Source organism: Arthrobacter sp. H35-D1, assembly GCF_030063185.1.
GTDB lineage: Bacteria > Actinomycetota > Actinomycetes > Actinomycetales > Micrococcaceae > Specibacter.
Genome location: NZ_JASISP010000004.1, coordinates 67,664 through 84,515, shown reverse-complemented (window position 1 = coordinate 84,515; position 16,852 = coordinate 67,664). Strand labels below are relative to the sequence as shown.

The window sequence follows — 16,852 nt, the reverse complement described above, 5'->3', positions numbered from 1 at the left end:
GGACCCCAACCACTTTTCAGATAGGCTGCGCAAAGTTCGCGTCGCGAGCACCCGCCCCGGTTGGGTGTCGCCATGTGCAACCTTGCATAGCGGGCAACACGAACTCATGGAAGAGGCGTAATACACGTGCCAGAGCAATCCATCCACCGTCTACCCGAAGAATTTGGCGGCAACGAGTGGCTCGTCGATGAACTGTATGAGCGCTACAAGGGCGACAAGAACTCCGTAGACAAGAAGTGGTGGCCCCTCTTCAACGGTTTCGCCGCCGACGACGCAGCTGGCAATGGCCGCCACACTGCCGACAACGCCTCCCCCGTCACAGCCCAGATTCCCACGGTTCCCGCCCCGGCCGCCCCTGCGGCTCCGGCTCCGGCTCCTGCCGCTGCTCCGGCTCCTGCCGCTGCTGCCCCAAGCACGACGTCGGCTGCCCCCGCCGTCGCCCCGGCAGCTACCGCTGGTCCGGCTGCGGACCCCAAGTCACCAGCCTCCTCGCGCCCGCCTGCGCCTGCCAAGGATGCAGCCCGCACCGGCGCCGTGCCCATCCCCGCCCAGCTGCCCAAGACAGCCAAGGACAAGTCCGTTCCGGACGAAGCCGTCAAGAGCGTGCTGCGCGGACCGGCCAAGGCCATTGCCGCCAACATGGTCACGAGCCTGGAAGTGCCCACCGCCACCAGCGTGCGCGCCATCCCGGCCAAGCTGCTCATTGACAACCGTGTTGTCATCAACTCCAACCTCGCCCGTTCCCGCGGCGGCAAGGTTTCCTTCACGCACCTGATCGGCTACGCCGTCATCAAGGCGCTCGGCGAGTTCCCGTCCATGAATGTGCACTACGAGGAAATCGATGGCAAGCCCGTCTCCGTCCAGCCCCCGCATGTGAACTTTGGCATCGCCATCGACATGCCCAAGCCGGATGGTTCCCGCCTGCTCATTGTGCCGAACATCAAGCGTGCCGAGACGATGAACTTCGCCGAGTTCTGGCGCACCTATGAGGACTTGATCAAGCGGGCCCGCGCTGGCAAGCTCACGGCGGACGACCACTCCGGGACCACCGTTTCCCTGACAAACCCCGGCGGCATTGGCACCGTGCACTCGGTGCCGCGCCTGTCCAAGGGCCAGGCCGCCATCATCGGCGTCGGTTCCCTTGACTACCCGGCCGAGTTCCAGGGCGCAAGCGCGAAAATCATTGCCCGCAACGCCGTTTCCAAGATCCTGACGCTGACAAGCACCTACGACCACCGCGTCATCCAAGGTGCCGGGTCCGGTGAGTTCCTGAAGCGGATCAACGCGCTGCTGCTGGGTGCGGACAACTTCTACGACGACATCTTCGAGTCGCTGCGCATCCCCTACGAGCCAGTGCGCTGGAGCGTCGACCTCCAGGTGGACCCGGCCGACCAGGTCAACAAGGTCGCCCGCATCCAGCAACTCATCCACTCCTACCGGGTACGCGGCCATCTCATGGCCGACACCGATCCGTTGGAATACGTCCAGCGCAAGCACCCCGACCTTGATGTGCTGACCTACGGCCTGACGCTGTGGGATCTTGACCGCGAGTGGCCCACGGGCGGCTTTGGCGGCAAGCAAAAACTCCTGCTGCGCGACATCCTCGGCGTTCTCCGCGACGCCTACTGCCGCACCACGGGCATCGAATACATGCACATTCAGGAACCGGAGCAGCGCGAATGGTTCCAGACCGAGCTGGAGCACCCCTACTCCAAGCCAAGCCGTGAAGAGCAGCTGCGCATTGTGTCCAAGCTGAACTCGGCCGAGGCGTTTGAAACGTTCCTGCAGACGAAGTTTGTCGGCCAGAAGCGCTTCTCCCTTGAAGGCGGCGAGTCCCTGATTCCGCTGCTTGACTCGATCATTTCCGACGCCGCCGACGACGGCCTGGACGAAGTGGCCATCGGCATGGCCCACCGCGGCCGGCTCAACGTGCTGACCAACATCGCCGGCAAGACCTATGCGCAGGTCTTCCGCGAATTTGAGGGAACCCAGGATTCACGCAGCGTCCAGGGCTCCGGCGATGTGAAGTACCACCTCGGCACCGAAGGCACCTTCACCTCCGACTCCGGCAACGAGACAAAGGTCTACCTGGCGGCCAACCCCTCGCACCTGGAAGCCGTTGACGGCGTCCTGGAGGGTATTGTGCGCGCCAAGCAGGACCGCCTGAACCAGGGCGAAAACTTCCCCGTGTTGCCCATCATGGTGCACGGTGACGCTGCCTTTGCCGGCCAGGGCGTGGTTGCCGAAACGCTCAACCTGTCCCAGCTGCCCGGCTACCGCACCGGAGGCACCATCCACGTTGTTGTCAACAACCAGGTTGGCTTCACCACGGCACCTTCCTCATCGCGTTCATCGGTGTACTCCACCGATGTCGCCAAGATGATCCAGGCACCAATTTTTCACGTCAACGGCGACGACCCGGAAGCAGTGGTCCGCACGGCCCAGCTGGCGTATCAGTTCCAGCAGCGCTTCCGCAAGGACGTTGTCATCGACATGGTCTGCTATCGACGCCGCGGCCACAACGAGGGCGACGACCCCTCGATGACGCAGCCCCTGATGTACAACCTGATCGAGGCCAAGCGTTCAGTGCGCCGCCTGTACACCGAGGCCTTGATCGGTCGCGGCGACATCACCGAAGACGAAGCCACGCAGCTGCTGCGCGACTACCAGGAACGTCTGGAACGCGTCTTCGCCGAGACACATGCGGCGCAGACCTCCCCGATCCCGATCATCAACAAGGATTCCCAGGCCGTGTCCGACCTTGAGCGTCCCATGGCTCAGCAGGACGACTCCGGCGTGAACGATCCCCAGGTCACGGCCATCAGTGCCGACACCCTGGCCCACATCGGAGCGGTCCATTTGGCTGTCCCTGAAGCCTTCGAGATCCACCACAAGCTCAAGCCGTTGCTGGAGAAGCGCGAGACAATGTCCCGCGAAGGCAGCATTGACTGGGGCTTTGGAGAGCTTGCAGCTTTTGGTTCCCTGCTCATGGAAGGTGTCCCGGTCCGCATGGCCGGCCAGGACACGCGCCGCGGCACCTTCGTGTCACGCCATGCAGTGTTCCACGACCGCGCCAACGGCAACGTCTGGACGCCGCTGCGGGACCTCAGCGAAGACCAGGCGAAGCTGTGGATCTACGATTCCCTGCTCAGCGAATACGCCGCCATGGCCTTCGAGTACGGCTACTCCGTGGAGCGCCCGGACGCGCTTGTCGTGTGGGAAGCGCAGTTTGGCGACTTCGTCAACGGCGCACAAACCGTCATCGACGAGTTCGTCTCCTCGGCCGAGCAAAAGTGGGGCCAGCGTTCCTCGCTCGTGCTCATGCTGCCGCACGGATACGAGGGCCAGGGACCGGACCATTCCTCGGCCCGCATTGAGCGCTTCCTGCAGATGTGCGCCGAGGACAACTTGATTGTTGCCAATCCGACCACACCGGCCTCGCACTTCCATCTGTTGCGCCGCCATGCGTACCGCCGCCCGCGCAAGCCGTTGATCATTTTCACCCCAAAGCAACTGCTGCGCCTTAGGGCTGCTGCTTCCTCGGTGGAGGACTTCACCTCGGGCGGTTTCCGCCCCGTCATCGGTGAGCATGCAGCTGTGGACAACAACGCCGTCGACCGCGTGGTGCTTGTCTCCGGCCGCCTGTACTATGACTTGCTCGCAGCACGGGACAAGGCCGGGGACAAAAAGGCTGCCATTGTCCGCGTCGAGCAGCTGTACCCGCTGCCGTTGGAGGGGATCAAAGCCGAACTGGCCAAGTACCCGAACGCCGACGTCGTGTGGGCCCAGGACGAGCCGGCCAACCAGGGTCCGTGGCCGTTCATGGGCCTGAACCTGGCGCCGGAGCTGGAGAAGAAACTGGGCCGGGTTTCACGTCCGGCATCGGCCGCCACCGCAACGGGTTCCGCCAAGAACCACGCAGTTGAACAAACGTTGCTGGTCCGCCAGGCGTTTGAGCGCAACTAAAATACGAGGGATGCCCGGCCTGCACCAACAGGCCGGGCATGTTTTATTTGGATTTGGAGAATGTGAAAAGGAAAGAGGGCGTCGTGGAGAAGCGGGAACTGCGAATAATAGCTGTGGGCGACGAATTGGTCGCAGGTGTGGGCGATCCCCGCGCACTGGGTTGGCTGGGCCGCGTGTTGGCCAGGACGCCCTCCGATTCAGTCGCACTGGAGTCGTTCGTGCTGGCCTGCCCGCGCGAAGGCACCGAGGCGCTGGCCAGCCGCTGGCTGAACGAAGCTGGAAGGCGCTTTGACGACGTTCACGAGAACCGTCTTGTCATTGGCCTCTCCGGGCGTGACATTGAATACGGACTCTCCACGGCCCGGAGCCGGTTGAACTTGGCCAACATCCTCGACGGCGCAACGCAGCTGAACATCCCGGTGTTTGTGGTGGGTCCTCCGCCGTCGCTGGATCCTGTCCTGAACCGCAAGCTGGCGGAGCTCAACACTGCGTTTGCCGACGTCACCACGCGCCGCAAGCACTTCTATGTGGACACCTTTGCCCCCTTGCAAAACCACGAGCAATGGCGCAACGACGTCGCCGCCAACGCCGGATCACCGGGACAGGCCGGCTACGGCCTCATGGCGTGGCTGGTGTTGCACCGCGGCTGGTACCAATGGTTGGACCTCCCCGAAGCCAGCTAGCACCCGCTGCTGCCGCGTTGCCCGCGTCTGCGCCGCGAATCCGCCGTTGCCCAGCAGCTGTTTCGCGGCTGCCGCGCGGTCGTGCGGCCCAGGCTCGGTCTCGGAGCTCCGTCTGGCCGGCGACACCGCGCCTGCCCCGTGCTGTGGGTGGCCACGCACGACGACGTCTGCCGGACCAGTTGCCCCCGCCTGAACGTCGGCGCCTCAACCAGCACGGGTGGGGCGAGCATTGTGTCCCGCCTCGAACCACGGACCGCACCGGAGCGCCAGCGGCCTGTCATTAGGTGCGAATGCGCCACTTATGCGAAACTTGATGAGGATCGATTTTGAAGATCTCTGAGAAGATTGGAGTCAGCTATGTCCAAGCGTTCGCGCAAGCGTCGGGATCGTAAGCGTGGCGGCGCTAACCACGGTAAGCGTCCCAACACTTAAGTCTTGACGTAACAAAGCACAGGCCCGCTCCGCCACCAGGCAGGGCGGGCCTTTGCATGCCTGCGATCTGCCGTGTGAGCAACTAGTCAGGGCATTAAACACGGGAAATCCTGTTTCAAAGCTAGGGTGGAAATGTCACCGCTTCCGTGCTGAGAGAGAGCTGGGAAATGTTCGCCGCCGTTTTGCTGGTCGCCTTGCCACTTGTGTGGTTTGGCATGATCACCGCCATCTCGTTCATTGAAACACCCCTGAAATTTCGTGCCCCCGGCATGACCCACGCCCTCGGCGTGGGCATCGGGCGGATCGTTTTCAAGGTGCTGAACCTGGTTGAGGCATGCTTCGCAGTAGTCATCCTCGGCGCATGGACCCAGCAGCCGGACGTGGTGGGTTTCCCTGCCGGCGTCCTGCTGGCTCTGCCCATCGCGGCACTTATCCTCCAAACGCTGGTGCTGCGCCCGGCCATGGGCGTGCGCACCAAGGCACTCGCAGCCACAGCGGCGACGCACAACGGGAGCATCGCGGTGCAGGCCAAAGTATCCACTCCCACGCACATCGCCTACATCGGGGCGGAACTGCTGAAGGCCATTGCGCTGCCGATCGCCGGGGTCCTTGTCCTGCTGGCAGTGGCGCAATGACGATGGGATTCGCGAAGGACGGCGCGCACCTGAACTCCGGCAGAACGGCGTCGAACCTCACCCCCTATGAACCGGCAACCGCGCCAACACCGGGCGGGGACCGGAGCGACATTGCCGGCCGCGAAGACATCCTGAGACTCGTGGAAACCTTCTACACGCGGGCCTTTGCCGACGAGGTGATCGGGCACATCTTCACGACGGTGGTGCACATGGACCTGCCGAAGCACATGCCCATCATGGCCGACTTTTGGCAAACAGTGTTGTTCAAGGCGGGCCTGTACAGCAGGAATGCCCTGCAGGTCCATTTCGACATCCACGCCCTGGAGCCGCTGACGTTGGAGCATTTCAACCGGTGGCTGCAATTGTGGACCAACACCGTCGATGAGCTCTTCAGTGGCGAAAAGGCCGAAATGGCCAAGGTGCAGGCCCACTTGATCGCCGGATCACTGCACCGCCGCGTGACAGGTCGCCCGGCAAGCCGGTACAGCAGCATTTCGCTGCGGCCGGATGCGGGCGGAAGCTAGCTCAGACCTGGGCGGTCCTGCCCTCATGCAAGCGGGCAAGGATGGCAGCCTTGAGCGTTTCCGGCGCGGCTTCCTTGCAGGAACGCTTCACCACCGAGCGGATGACGCACTCCAGGTCGTACTCGTCCGAGCAGTCGGTGCAGTCATCCAAGTGCGCCTTGATCTCGTTGAGATCCTCGCATGAAAGTGCGCCGTCCAGGTATTCATATATCCGTTGAATGCGTTCGTCGTCGCAGTCGCCCAGGCTTTGGCAGTCGCCCATTTCTAATTCTCCGTTTTCGTCATTTGGCCGGCCTCTTTGGTGTAACCGCGTTCGACGGCGTAATCGGCCAGCATTTCCCGCAAAAGTTTCCGTCCCCTGTGCAGCCGCGACATGACTGTCCCGATGGGGGTGTTCATGATTTCTGAAATTTCCTTGTACGCAAAGCCTTCAACATCGGCAAAGTACACGGCCAGCCGGAACTCTTCCGGAATGGCCTGCAACGCCTTTTTCACGTCCGTATCCGGCAAGTGGTCCAAGGCGTCCGCTTCCGCAGAGCGCAACCCGCGAGAGGTGTGCGATTCGGCACGGGCCAGTTGCCAGTCTTCAACGGAGTCGGCGTTGGACTGCAGGGGTTCGCGCTGTCGCTTGCGGTACAGGTTGATGTACGTGTTGGTCAAGATCCGGTACAGCCAAGCCTTGAGGTTTGTCCCCGGCTTGTACTGGTGGAAGGCCGAGAAAGCCTTCGTGTAGGCCTCTTGGACAAGGTCTTCGGCGTCGCTGGGGTTGCGGGCCATGCGCATGGCAGCGGAATACAGCTGGTCAACATAGACCATGGCGTCGCGTTCGAAGCGGGCACGCCGCGCTTCTACGCTCTCGTTGGCAACGTCGACCTCGACCGTGTCGGTGGTTCGCACGGCGGGTGGATTCTTGCCGGGCCCCGCGTCGGCCGGTTCAATGGTTTGCTCAGGCTCGGAAGTGTTCATCACTGACGAGTCTATGCTCAGACCTTGTTTTAGGGGTGCCGGGGAAAGCAGTGTTTGTTCCACCGGATGGCTCAGTGCCTGCATTGCCGCCTTTCCTTCACATCCGCAGTCCTTCGGCCTGCCCCGTTTGGAGCTGCCGCTATCCATGTAAACCGGGCAACGCCGTCGTATATTCCGCAGTTGCTGCATCGCAGCGGGCAGTCGTGGGAGACTTGGAGGCAGCATGAGCCTTCCGAGCGGCCGCACCGACCGTCAACGGGATGTTCGCAGCACCACTTAGGAGGCCCCTTTGTCCATTGTTCGCGCCCTCGCCCGCCCCATGTTGGCATCATCGTTCGTCCTCGCCGGCGTCGACCGCCTGCGCCACGCAGACCAGACTGTCGCGCAGCTTGCACCCGTTTTGAGCCCGCTCAGCGCCGCCCTGCCCGTTGAGGCGAGCGAGAAGACGCTGGCGCGCCTGCTGGCAGGAACGCAGATTGGTGCCGGCCTCTTGCTGGCCACCGGCAATCTTGCCCGCCCCGCCGCCGTCGCCTTGGCGCTGACCGCCGGGCTGACCACCGTGGTGGAGTTCCGCAATGCCGACACGTCCACGAAGGAAAATCGCGCCCACCGCCGCAATCAGCTGAGCAAGAACATCAGCCTCATTGGTGGCGCGCTGCTGGCCGCCGTGGACACGGCAGGACGCCCCGGCCTGGCATGGCGGGCGGAAAAGCTCATCAAAACCGGGAAGAAGTCCACCAAGAAGCAGCTGAAGAACGCAGACAAGGGTGTCCGCGCCCTGGCCCACGACGTGACAGGACAGTAACCACCGATGCCCACAGCCCATTGGCCCGCGCCTTTTGCCGAAACACCCTTGGATGCCACCGTCACCATTCCGGCCTCCAAATCGCTGACCAACAGGTATCTTGTCCTGGCCGCGCTGGCCGACGGCGTGTCCCGGCTCCGCGCGCCGCTGCAGTCCCGGGACGCGGACCTGATGATCGGGGCACTGCGGGCCATGGGCGCCACCATCACCGAGGTGCCCGGCAGCGGCACGGTCCCGGATCTGCTGGTTACGCCCATCCCGGCTGGTTTCGCGGCCGGCCCGTCCGGCATCGCCGTTGACTGCGGCCTGGCCGGCACTGTCATGCGTTTCGTGCCGCCGCTTGCCGCGCTGGTGGCCGGTGCCGTGAAGTTCGACGGCGACCCCGCGGCCTTGGTGCGCCCCATGGGTCCCATTGTGGTGGGGTTGGAAGCGTTGGGTGTCCGTGTCGAAGACGGCGGCGACGCTCTGCTGCCGTTTACGGTCCACGGAACAGGATTGGTGGAGGGCGGCCGCGTGGCCGTGGATGCCGGGGGCTCCTCACAGTTCATCTCAGCCTGGCTGCTGGTGGGTGCGCGTTTCGCCCAAGGCTTGCAGCTGGAACACATTGGCGATTCGGTGCCGAGCCTTGACCACATTGCCATGACGGTGGCAATCCTGCGCTCAGTGGGTGTTGTGGTTGACGATTCCATCCCCAACCGCTGGATGGTGCAGCCGGGACCGGTGGCGGCCTTTGACGTGGTCCTGGAACAGGACCTCTCAAACGCCGGCCCCTTCCTGGCTGCCGCGCTGGCCTCCCGTGGCACCGTGCGCATCCCCAACTGGCCGGCCAACACCACCCAAGTGGGCGACAAATGGCGTGAAATCCTGCCACAATTCGGCGCCACGGTAACGCTGGACGACGGTGTTTTGACAGTCACGGGCGGTGCCGAAATCAAGGGTGTGGACATCTCCGACACCAGTGAGCTGGCCCCCTCGACAGCTGCCATCTGCGCTTTGGCGGCAACGCCGTCGCGCCTGCGGGGCATCTCGCACCTGCGCGGCCATGAAACCGACCGCCTGGCTGCCCTGGTCGCGGAGATCAACGCGCTGGGCGGCAACGCCGAGGAAACCGAAGACGGGCTCATCATTACCCCCGCTCCCCTGCACGGCGGCGTGTTCCACAGCTACCACGACCACCGCATGGCCACCGCCGGCGCCATCATCGGACTGGCAGTGCCCGGCGTCGAGGTTGAAGACATTGCCACCACCGCCAAGACCATGCCCAATTTCCCTGCCATGTGGGCGGCCATGGTTGGACAAACCGCGGCGGTTGACACCAGGGCGTAGGGGCATGGCAAAGGACTACAGCAACTGGGACGAATCCGATGTTCGCGTCAGGGCCAACAAGAAGGGCAGCCGGCCGCGGACCAAGGACAGGCCCGCGCATGAGGATGCCGTGATCGGGCGGATTGTCACGGTGGACCGCGGCAGGTACACGGCCATCGTGGATGAAGACCTGGCCACTGAACGGATACTGATTGCCGCCAGGGCCAGGGAGTTGCGCCGCTCCCCCGTGGTGGCCGGGGACTTTGTGGCACTGGTCGGCGATGTGACGGGCAAGCCCGACACGTTGGCGCGACTGGTGCGCATCCAGGAGCGCCGGACACTGTTGCGCCGCAGCGCCGATGACACCGACCCGGTGGAGCGCGTCGTGGTGGCCAACGCCGACCAGCTTGTCATTGTGGTGGCCGCCGCCAACCCGGAACCACGCACGGGCTTCATTGACAGGGCTCTCGTGGCCGCCTACGACTCCGGCATCGAACCGTTGCTGCTGATCACCAAGACGGACATCAAGGACCCCGCCGAGCTGCTCGCCAACTACGAACACTTGGACATGAGCGTCATCATCAGCCGTACGGCCACCGACGGCGCCTCGGGCATCGATGCGCGCAGCGACGACGGCGATTCCGCCATGCTCGCCGGTGGTGCCGTTGCGCAGCTGCACAGCTATCTCGACGGCAAGGTCAGCGTCCTGGTGGGGCATTCGGGCGTGGGGAAGTCCACCATGGTCAACGCCTTGACGGGATCGCAGCGGGCCACCGGCGGCGTCAATGCCGTCACGGGCCGCGGCCGCCACACCTCCTCCTCCGCACTGGCACTGCAGTTGCAGGACGGGGCACCGGGATCGTGGATCATCGACACCCCCGGCATTCGCTCCTTCGGCCTGGCGCACGTGAACCACGACAGGATTCTGCAGGCGTTCCCGGACCTCCAACCGGGCACCGACCGCTGCGAACGCGGCTGCAAGCATGACAGCGTCGCCGTGAACTGCGGCCTCGACCCGTACGTGGCCGCCGGCCACGCGGGCAATGCCGGCCCGGCCCGTCTTGCCTCGTTGCGCCGCCTGCTGGGCACCAGCGACCGCACCGAGGGCCGCGCGGAGGCAAAGGAACTAGGCATCATCGACTAGCTCAGCCCGGCCGGAACCACTTGACTTCCACGCCAAACCCACCGTGAGCTTGGCGTGGACACACTCAAGCGCGCGACCGGAATCGAGTGCTGCGTAGAAGTTAAGAAAACCTCGCGAGTCCGCGGCTGCGTCACATCAAGTGTTTTTCCCAAACCGCGATAGCGTGATCTGTATGAGCGCAGAACCCCAGACATACAACGACGATCTCCGCCTGGCCCATGTCTTGGCGGACAGCGTGGATTCACTAACCATGTCCCGCTTCAAGGCACTCGACTTGACAGTTGAAACGAAGCCGGACCTGACCCCAGTCACGGATGCAGACAAGGCTGCCGAGGAGTCCATCCGCGGCCAGTTGTCCCGGGTTCGCCCTCGCGATGCCGTGCTGGGCGAGGAGTTCGGCAGCTCGGGGCACGGCTCGCGCCGCTGGATCATCGATCCCATTGACGGGACAAAGAACTTTGTCCGCGGGGTTCCGGTCTGGGCCACGCTCATTGCGCTGGTCGACGAGGGCCGCCCCGTAGTGGGCCTGGTCAGCGCCCCGGCCTTGGGCAAACGCTGGTGGGCCGCTGAAGGCACGGGCGCCTACATGGGCAGGTCCCTTGCCGCCGCCACCCGCATCCGCGTCTCCAACGTGGCCGAACTCAAGGACGCCTCGCTCTCCTACTCCTCCCTGATTGGCTGGGCAGAGCGCGGCAACCGCGATGAGTTCCTTTCTCTCACCGACGACGTTTGGCGCACCCGGGCTTATGGAGATTTCTGGTCGTACTGCATGGTCGCCGAGGGCAGCGTGGACATCGCCTGCGAGCCCGAACTGAACCTGTACGACATGGCCGCCTTGGTCCCCATCGTCACCGAAGCAGGCGGGCGGTTCACCTCGCTCGAGGGCGCCGACGGCCCCTTTGGCGGCAACGCTCTGGCCACCAATTCCATCCTCCACACCGAAGTTTTGCAGCGCCTGAATCCCAGCTGGGACGACCTCCTGGGCTGACGGAACAAGAAGCACAAGTGCATTAAGAACGACGGCGGCCACCGCCGTCGTTCTTTTTGCCGGCCTTCCCCGGTCATACAGCAGCAGCTGCGGGTGCGCGGCCCGGCTTCCAGCTCATACAGCAGCAGCTGCGGGTGCGGCAGCCGCCAACCCACATCAGGTGCAGTATGAATTTCAGCAGTATCCTCCAACCCGCATCAGCTGCAACATGAGTCCCGAGGCCGGGCCCTAAGTACAGAGTCGGACGAATCACCCAACGTTGCGCGGCGTAACAAATGCATCCTCGACATTCTTGGGCTAATCTTTTGTGCATAGGTCACGAGTGCCAGCGCTAAACCCCGGTTTGCTGGCCGGCAACCCTCCTTTCGCGGTGGGGTGCCCCGGGTGACGACCTGGCCAGGCCGGAGCGGTCTTGGCAAGCGCGGACTTCTTGGCACACCCCAAGGGTCCTTCCGTCGAAGGAATGACTGATGAGCAACGCCCTGCTGGAAAAAACCTCCCTTGCCGATTCCCCGCTTCTGCCCGTTGTGGGCCAGGATCTCCCCGCGCCACTGATCCAGGGCGGGCACGTGCGGTACGCCAACCTTGACTATGCGGCGTCCACCCCGGCCATCACCGAGGTGGCGGAGCACCTGAACGAGATCCTGCCGTATTATGCCAGTGTGCACCGCGGGGCCGGATTCGCCTCCCAAGTCAGTACCTCGGTGTACGAAAACGCCCGCAAGATCGTGGCGAAGTTTGTCGGCGCCCGCACGGACGACACGGTCATTTTCACCCGCCACACCACCGATTCGCTGAACCTTCTGGCTGGCTGCGTCGAGAGCATCCTGAAGCAGCGCGGCTTCACGGAGGGCCGCTCAAACGTCCACGGCGAGGTGCTGTACTTGGACATTGAACATCACGCCAACCTACTGCCGTGGCAGGGACTGCCGCACCGTTCCGTTGTGGCCGCGAACTCCATTGCCTCCACTCTCGCCCGGGTTGAAACGCAGTTGCGGGCAGGAAATGTGCTGCTGCTGGCCGTCGCGGGCGCTTCCAACGTCACCGGGGAGGTGTTGCCCGTGGCTGAGCTGGCTGCCTTGGCGCACAGGTACGGGGCCCGGATTGTGGTCGACGCCGCCCAGCTGGCACCGCACCGCCGCATCGACTTGGCCGCAACCGGGATCGACTATCTGGCTTTTTCCGGACACAAGCTCTACGCACCCTTTGGAGCCGGAGTGTTGGTGGGCCGCCCCGACTGGCTCGACGCCGGTGCCCCGCATCTGGCCGGCGGCGGCGCCGTGAAGGAAGTCCGACTCGAATCAGTGCTGTGGACCGAAGGCCCGGCCCGCCACGAGGCCGGCTCCCCCAACGTTCTGGGCGCCGCTACCCTGGCCAAGGCGGCCTCGGCCTTGGCCGCGCTGGATGCCGACGACTGGCACAACCACGAACAACTCCTGCGCCGGCACTTGGTTGACGGCCTCGCCGGCATCGAGGGCGCGAGCGTCCACTCGTTGTTCACCGACGGGCAGGACTACCCGGAGTGCGGCAGCATTGGTGTGGTCAATTTTTCCGTCACCGGATACGACGCCGGACTGGTTGCCGCGTACTTGTCAGCCGAGCATGGTGTGGGTGTGCGCGACGGCAAATTCTGCGCCCACCCGTTGCTCAACCGTTTGGGCCTGCCGTCGGGTTCACTGCGCGCCAGCTTCGGTGTTGGCTCGCAGCTCGAAGACGCCCAACGCCTGATCGACGGCATCGCCGATTTGCTGCACGAAGGCCTGACGTGGGACTACGTGGTGGACGCTGGACGCTGGGTCCCGGCCAATGACAACCGCAGCTACCCGGAGTGGGCGCCGAACACGCCCGGCACCGCCGGGGCCGCCCCCTGCACCACCGAAGACTAGCCTCCACCCTCTCCGACGCTCCTGCACTTTCGGGGGTTGAATGGCAAACGCTCCTGCAGTGACTGAAGGAGCGTTTCCAAAAAATGCCCCGAAAGTGCTGGAGCGTCGGGGAGGGGGCGGGGTAAAGTTGTACGGCACCATCAGCACAACTTTTTGGCTTGACTTCAGGGAGCAGCATGGCAGGCATCGGCGGACCGGTCTTCGACGCTGCGCGGCGCAAGCACCTGGCCACGGCCTTTATGGAAGGCGGCGGGCAGTATCACAGCATCCGCCCCGGATACCCGGCAGAGTCCCTGGATTGGTTGGCCGAAGCCGCCACGGGCCCCATCCACGACGTGCTGGATGTAGGCGCCGGGACTGGGAAGTACACGCAGTTGCTGGCAGGACGCGGCTGGAGCATGACGGCCGTGGACCCTTCGGCGGACATGCTGGCCGAACTGGTCAGGGACATGCCACAGGCCACCACCCTGGTGGGCACGGCCGAGCACTGTGGCTTGCCGTCGTCGTCCATGGACTTGGTGGTGGCAGCCCAGGCCTGGCACTGGTGCGACCCCCTGGCGGCAAGTACCGAACTTGCGCGCGTACTGCGCACCGGCGGAACCCTGGGGCTTGTCTGGAACCAGCTCGACGTCGCCGTGCCCTGGGTTCACCGGCTGGCGCGCATCATGCATGCCGGGGACGTGCTCAAGCCCAACTTCCACCCGGAGATCGGCCCGGAATTTGCCTCGGCGCAGGCCCACACCACCCGGTGGGTACAGATCATGACACCGGCGGACATCATGGAGCTGGCGAAGTCGCGCAGCTACTATCTCAAGGCTGGCGAGCATATCCGTACCAAGGTCATGGGCAATTTGCAGTGGTACTTGTTCGAGCATTTGGGCCATGGTCCCGGTACCGAAATGGAACTGCCGTACATGAGTCAAACGTGGCGCACGCACAAGTTGTAAATGGTCTTCCCGGCTCGACAACAGCACCCCAAAGTGCCTATGATTTCGGTAACCCTAAATTTAAGGCACAGGCTAGGCGAAAGGTTTCATGGTGCTGGACATCGCCACAACAAAGCCCGGACGCAAGTCACGCGGACGGTTGTTCCTTCTGCTGGGTCCTGCCTTCGTGGCGGCCATCGCCTACGTCGACCCCGGGAATGTTGCCGCCAACCTCACTTCCGGGGCGAAATACGGCTACCTTCTGGTATGGGTTTTGGTGGCCGCGAATGTCATGGCCATGCTGGTGCAGTACCAATCGGCCAAACTTGGGGTGGTGACGGGCAAGTCGCTACCGCAACATTTGGGCGAACGCTACAAGACCAAGACGCGCCGGCTCTACTGGGCGCAGGCCGAGCTGGTGGCGATGGCCACGGATCTGGCGGAAGTGGTGGGCGGGGCCATCGCCCTGAACTTGTTGTTCCACCTGCCGCTCCCGGTGGGGGGTCTGATTGTGGGTGTGGCCTCGATGGCATTGCTGACAGTGCAAAACCGCCACGGTCAGCGCACATTCGAGACCGCCATCATCTTCTTGCTGGTGATCATCACCGTCGGTTTCCTGGCCGGGCTGGTATTGAGTCCGCCTGATCCAGCGGCTGTGGCAGGCGGACTCATCCCCCGCTTCGAGGGGGCCGAAAGCGTGATGCTGGCCGCCGGAATGTTGGGCGCAACTGTCATGCCGCACGCCATCTACCTGCATTCGCAACTGTCAAAGGACCGCCACCCCGACGCCCGCAGCACCCCTGCGAAGCTCCGGCAGATCATCAAGGCCACCCGCGTTGACGTAGTGGTGGCGCTCATCTTGGCAGGCGTAGTCAACATCGGTATGCTCCTGCTGGCCGCCTCGACGCTGAGCGGGGTCGCAGGAACCGACTCCATTGAAGGCGCCCACGCGGCCATCGTGAACAGCTTGGGTCCGGTGATCGGCGTCATCTTCGCCGTCGGCCTGCTCGCCTCGGGCCTGGCCTCCACCTCCGTGGGCGCCTATGCCGGGGCCACCATCATGAACGGCCTGATAAAGGTGCGCATCCCGCTGCAGCTCCGGCGCCTTGTCAGCCTCATTCCCGCCATCATCCTGCTCTCGGCGGGGATTGACCCGACGTGGGCCTTGATCGTTAGCCAGATTGTGCTGAGTTTCGGCATTCCCTTCGCCCTGATCCCACTCCTGCGCCTAACGGCCAGCAAAAAACTGATGGGCGAACACCGCGACGGCCTGCCGCTGCGCATGGCTGCCCTCGTCAGCGTGGTGCTCATCGTCGCCTTGAATGCACTACTGCTGTGGCTGACCTTCACGGGGCAGGCCTAACCGGTAGGCTTGGAGGCGTGAAACACTCAGCCACCTCTTCCAGCATCGAAGACTACGTCAAGGTCATCTACGCCTACACGGAGTGGCAGGACAAGCCCATCACGTCCACTGCCCTGGCCACCCGACTGGGCGTGGCGAATTCCTCCGTCTCCGAGATGGTGCGCAAGCTCAAGGACCAGGGCCTGGTTGACCACCAGCCCTACAGCCCCATCCGGCTCACGCAGCAGGGCCTGACGCTGGCTCTGTCCATGGTGCGTCGGCACCGGCTGCTGGAAACCTATCTGGTGCACGAGCTTGGCTACACCTGGGACGAGGTCCACGACGAGGCCGAACAACTTGAGCATGCCGTCTCCGAGCACTTCATCGAACGCATGAGCGCAAAATTGGGCCATCCCCGGCGGGACCCCCACGGCGACCCGATCCCCGACGCCCAGGGCCGGATCGACATGGCCCCCTCTCACCGACTCGACGAGCTCGACCCCGGTCATACGGGCCGTATCAGCCGCATCAGCGACCACGACCCCGAATTGCTCCGCCACCTTGAAAAACTTGGCATCGGCGTTGACACGCAGCTGCGCGTCGGCAGCAGACTGCCTTTTGGCGGCGGTCTGGAAATCACCCTGCTCGATTCACCACGGCTTGATTCCACGCAGCTTGATTCAACGCACGACGTCGGCCCCTTGACTTTGAGTGAGGAAGTTGCGGCATCGCTGTGGCTGGCATCGGCGGGAAACCATGAGGGCTGCACGGTTCAGGAGCTGACCGGCGGCTCCCTGATGAGTCCGCACACCGCGCACTAGCCGGTCTCAACACTGCACGGTTCAGTTTTGGCTGGAGCCCCGGACCCAGCGTGTTGCAGCAAGGTGGGCAAGGGAAAGCAGCGCCATAGCAATGGCCAAACCTGCTAGTTCCGCGCCTGCCAGCGCTGCCGCTGCGGCCAGAAAGAGTGCCAGCGAGACCCCACCCACGGTGGCGTCGGGAAGCCGGCGTGCGCTGCGCGGGGCCAGAAACGCACCCCACAGCACCACCACTGCCACGGGAATCCCCAATCCCAGGACCATGTCCCAGGGCGCTGCCTGCTGGAAGCCCCAATAAAGGAACGCCGCCAGCATGGCAACTTCGAGCACAAAACCCAAAACCATGGTGGCGATGTCCACCACGGGTGTGATGGTTTCACGATCAATGCGGGCAGCCTTCGCCCCGGCAACATTGCGACGTCCCACTATTTT

General features: G+C 63.9%; 16 protein-coding genes and 1 riboswitch. Of the genes, 13 read left to right on the top strand and 3 right to left on the bottom strand.

Features of this window, described 5'->3' with window-relative positions; genetic code table 11:
• The first annotated feature begins 126 nt into the window (after nucleotides 1-126).
• The 5 genes from QMG25_RS07165 to QMG25_RS07150 all read left to right on the top strand — a co-directional run bounded on the left by QMG25_RS07165 (nucleotide 127) and on the right by QMG25_RS07150 (nucleotide 6,240).
• Nucleotides 127-3,966 (top strand): multifunctional oxoglutarate decarboxylase/oxoglutarate dehydrogenase thiamine pyrophosphate-binding subunit/dihydrolipoyllysine-residue succinyltransferase subunit, encoded by a 3,840-nt coding sequence (locus QMG25_RS07165; RefSeq protein ID WP_283458713.1) that lies wholly within the window; start codon nucleotides 127-129, stop codon nucleotides 3,964-3,966.
• An 83-nt stretch (nucleotides 3,967-4,049) separates the two neighbouring features.
• Nucleotides 4,050-4,649, top strand: a complete 600-nt coding sequence (locus QMG25_RS07160) for a GDSL-type esterase/lipase family protein (protein ID WP_283458981.1) — start codon at nucleotides 4,050-4,052, stop codon at nucleotides 4,647-4,649.
• A gap of 357 nt (nucleotides 4,650-5,006) precedes the next feature.
• On the top strand, nucleotides 5,007-5,081 hold the full coding sequence (locus tag QMG25_RS20510) for a 50S ribosomal protein bL37 (RefSeq protein WP_411802843.1): 75 nt from the start codon (nucleotides 5,007-5,009) through the stop codon (nucleotides 5,079-5,081).
• A gap of 146 nt (nucleotides 5,082-5,227) precedes the next feature.
• A complete protein-coding gene (locus QMG25_RS07155) occupies nucleotides 5,228-5,716 on the top strand; it encodes a hypothetical protein (protein ID WP_283458710.1) in 489 nt (162 codons plus the stop codon).
• Nucleotides 5,713-6,240 carry a group III truncated hemoglobin gene (locus QMG25_RS07150; RefSeq protein WP_283458707.1) on the top strand — a complete coding sequence of 176 codons (528 nt, stop codon included), beginning with the start codon at nucleotides 5,713-5,715 and terminating at the stop codon, nucleotides 6,238-6,240. The genes QMG25_RS07155 and QMG25_RS07150 overlap by 4 nt, the downstream gene beginning before the upstream one ends.
• A gap of 1 nt (nucleotide 6,241) precedes the next feature.
• Here QMG25_RS07150 and rsrA read toward each other — a convergent pair whose 3' ends face one another.
• Both rsrA and QMG25_RS07140 read right to left on the bottom strand, forming a co-directional pair.
• Nucleotides 6,242-6,502 (bottom strand): mycothiol system anti-sigma-R factor, encoded by a 261-nt coding sequence (gene rsrA, locus QMG25_RS07145; protein WP_283458705.1) that lies wholly within the window; start codon nucleotides 6,500-6,502, stop codon nucleotides 6,242-6,244.
• Between the two features lie 2 nt (nucleotides 6,503-6,504).
• The gene (locus QMG25_RS07140) at nucleotides 6,505-7,206 is read right to left on the bottom strand and encodes a sigma-70 family RNA polymerase sigma factor (protein WP_283458704.1); all 702 of its coding nucleotides are present in this window, start codon (nucleotides 7,204-7,206) and stop codon (nucleotides 6,505-6,507) included.
• A gap of 289 nt (nucleotides 7,207-7,495) precedes the next feature.
• Between QMG25_RS07140 and QMG25_RS07135 the strand changes: the two genes are divergently transcribed.
• The 8 genes from QMG25_RS07135 (at nucleotide 7,496) to QMG25_RS07100 (ending at nucleotide 16,423) form a co-directional block, all read left to right on the top strand.
• Nucleotides 7,496-8,011 (top strand): DoxX family protein, encoded by a 516-nt coding sequence (locus QMG25_RS07135; protein WP_283458702.1) that lies wholly within the window; start codon nucleotides 7,496-7,498, stop codon nucleotides 8,009-8,011.
• A 6-nt stretch (nucleotides 8,012-8,017) separates the two neighbouring features.
• Nucleotides 8,018-9,337 carry a 3-phosphoshikimate 1-carboxyvinyltransferase gene (aroA, locus tag QMG25_RS07130; RefSeq protein ID WP_283458700.1) on the top strand — a complete coding sequence of 440 codons (1,320 nt, stop codon included), beginning with the start codon at nucleotides 8,018-8,020 and terminating at the stop codon, nucleotides 9,335-9,337.
• 4 nt (nucleotides 9,338-9,341) lie between these two features.
• Nucleotides 9,342-10,460, top strand: a complete 1,119-nt coding sequence (gene rsgA / locus QMG25_RS07125) for a ribosome small subunit-dependent GTPase A (RefSeq protein WP_283458698.1) — start codon at nucleotides 9,342-9,344, stop codon at nucleotides 10,458-10,460.
• Between the two features lie 172 nt (nucleotides 10,461-10,632).
• Complete coding sequence (gene hisN, locus QMG25_RS07120) at nucleotides 10,633-11,448, top strand: histidinol-phosphatase (RefSeq protein WP_283458696.1); 816 nt, start codon at nucleotides 10,633-10,635, stop codon at nucleotides 11,446-11,448.
• 314 nt (nucleotides 11,449-11,762) lie between these two features.
• Nucleotides 11,763-11,876: riboswitch (SAM riboswitch) on the top strand.
• Nucleotides 11,877-11,918: 42 nt separating this feature from the next.
• Nucleotides 11,919-13,334 carry an aminotransferase class V-fold PLP-dependent enzyme gene (locus QMG25_RS07115; protein ID WP_283458693.1) on the top strand — a complete coding sequence of 472 codons (1,416 nt, stop codon included), beginning with the start codon at nucleotides 11,919-11,921 and terminating at the stop codon, nucleotides 13,332-13,334.
• A 176-nt stretch (nucleotides 13,335-13,510) separates the two neighbouring features.
• Nucleotides 13,511-14,281 carry a class I SAM-dependent methyltransferase gene (locus tag QMG25_RS07110; RefSeq protein ID WP_283458691.1) on the top strand — a complete coding sequence of 257 codons (771 nt, stop codon included), beginning with the start codon at nucleotides 13,511-13,513 and terminating at the stop codon, nucleotides 14,279-14,281.
• An 88-nt stretch (nucleotides 14,282-14,369) separates the two neighbouring features.
• Nucleotides 14,370-15,623, top strand: coding sequence for an Nramp family divalent metal transporter (locus tag QMG25_RS07105; RefSeq protein ID WP_283458689.1), 1,254 nt, complete (start codon nucleotides 14,370-14,372; stop codon nucleotides 15,621-15,623).
• A 17-nt stretch (nucleotides 15,624-15,640) separates the two neighbouring features.
• Nucleotides 15,641-16,423 (top strand): metal-dependent transcriptional regulator, encoded by a 783-nt coding sequence (locus tag QMG25_RS07100; RefSeq protein ID WP_283458687.1) that lies wholly within the window; start codon nucleotides 15,641-15,643, stop codon nucleotides 16,421-16,423.
• Nucleotides 16,424-16,444: 21 nt separating this feature from the next.
• On the opposite strand, the gene QMG25_RS07095 is transcribed toward QMG25_RS07100, so the two are convergent.
• Nucleotides 16,445-16,846 carry a YrdB family protein gene (locus QMG25_RS07095; protein ID WP_283458684.1) on the bottom strand — a complete coding sequence of 134 codons (402 nt, stop codon included), beginning with the start codon at nucleotides 16,844-16,846 and terminating at the stop codon, nucleotides 16,445-16,447.
• Nucleotides 16,847-16,852 lie beyond the last annotated feature (6 nt).

What these genes read in the sequence shown, in the direction of transcription:
- QMG25_RS07105 (WP_283458689.1), top strand. Translation starts at nt 14,370, where the DNA reads ATGGTGCTGGACATCGCCACAACAAAGCCCGGACGCAAGTCACGCGGA.
- rsgA (WP_283458698.1), top strand. Translation starts at nt 9,342, where the DNA reads ATGGCAAAGGACTACAGCAACTGGGACGAATCCGATGTTCGCGTCAGG.
- aroA (WP_283458700.1), top strand. Translation starts at nt 8,018, where the DNA reads ATGCCCACAGCCCATTGGCCCGCGCCTTTTGCCGAAACACCCTTGGAT.
- hisN (WP_283458696.1), top strand. Translation starts at nt 10,633, where the DNA reads ATGAGCGCAGAACCCCAGACATACAACGACGATCTCCGCCTGGCCCAT.
- QMG25_RS07115 (WP_283458693.1), top strand. Translation starts at nt 11,919, where the DNA reads ATGAGCAACGCCCTGCTGGAAAAAACCTCCCTTGCCGATTCCCCGCTT.
- QMG25_RS07110 (WP_283458691.1), top strand. Translation starts at nt 13,511, where the DNA reads ATGGCAGGCATCGGCGGACCGGTCTTCGACGCTGCGCGGCGCAAGCAC.
- QMG25_RS07140 (WP_283458704.1), bottom strand. Translation starts at nt 7,206, where the DNA reads ATGAACACTTCCGAGCCTGAGCAAACCATTGAACCGGCCGACGCGGGG.
- QMG25_RS07150 (WP_283458707.1), top strand. Translation starts at nt 5,713, where the DNA reads ATGACGATGGGATTCGCGAAGGACGGCGCGCACCTGAACTCCGGCAGA.
- rsrA (WP_283458705.1), bottom strand. Translation starts at nt 6,502, where the DNA reads ATGGGCGACTGCCAAAGCCTGGGCGACTGCGACGACGAACGCATTCAA.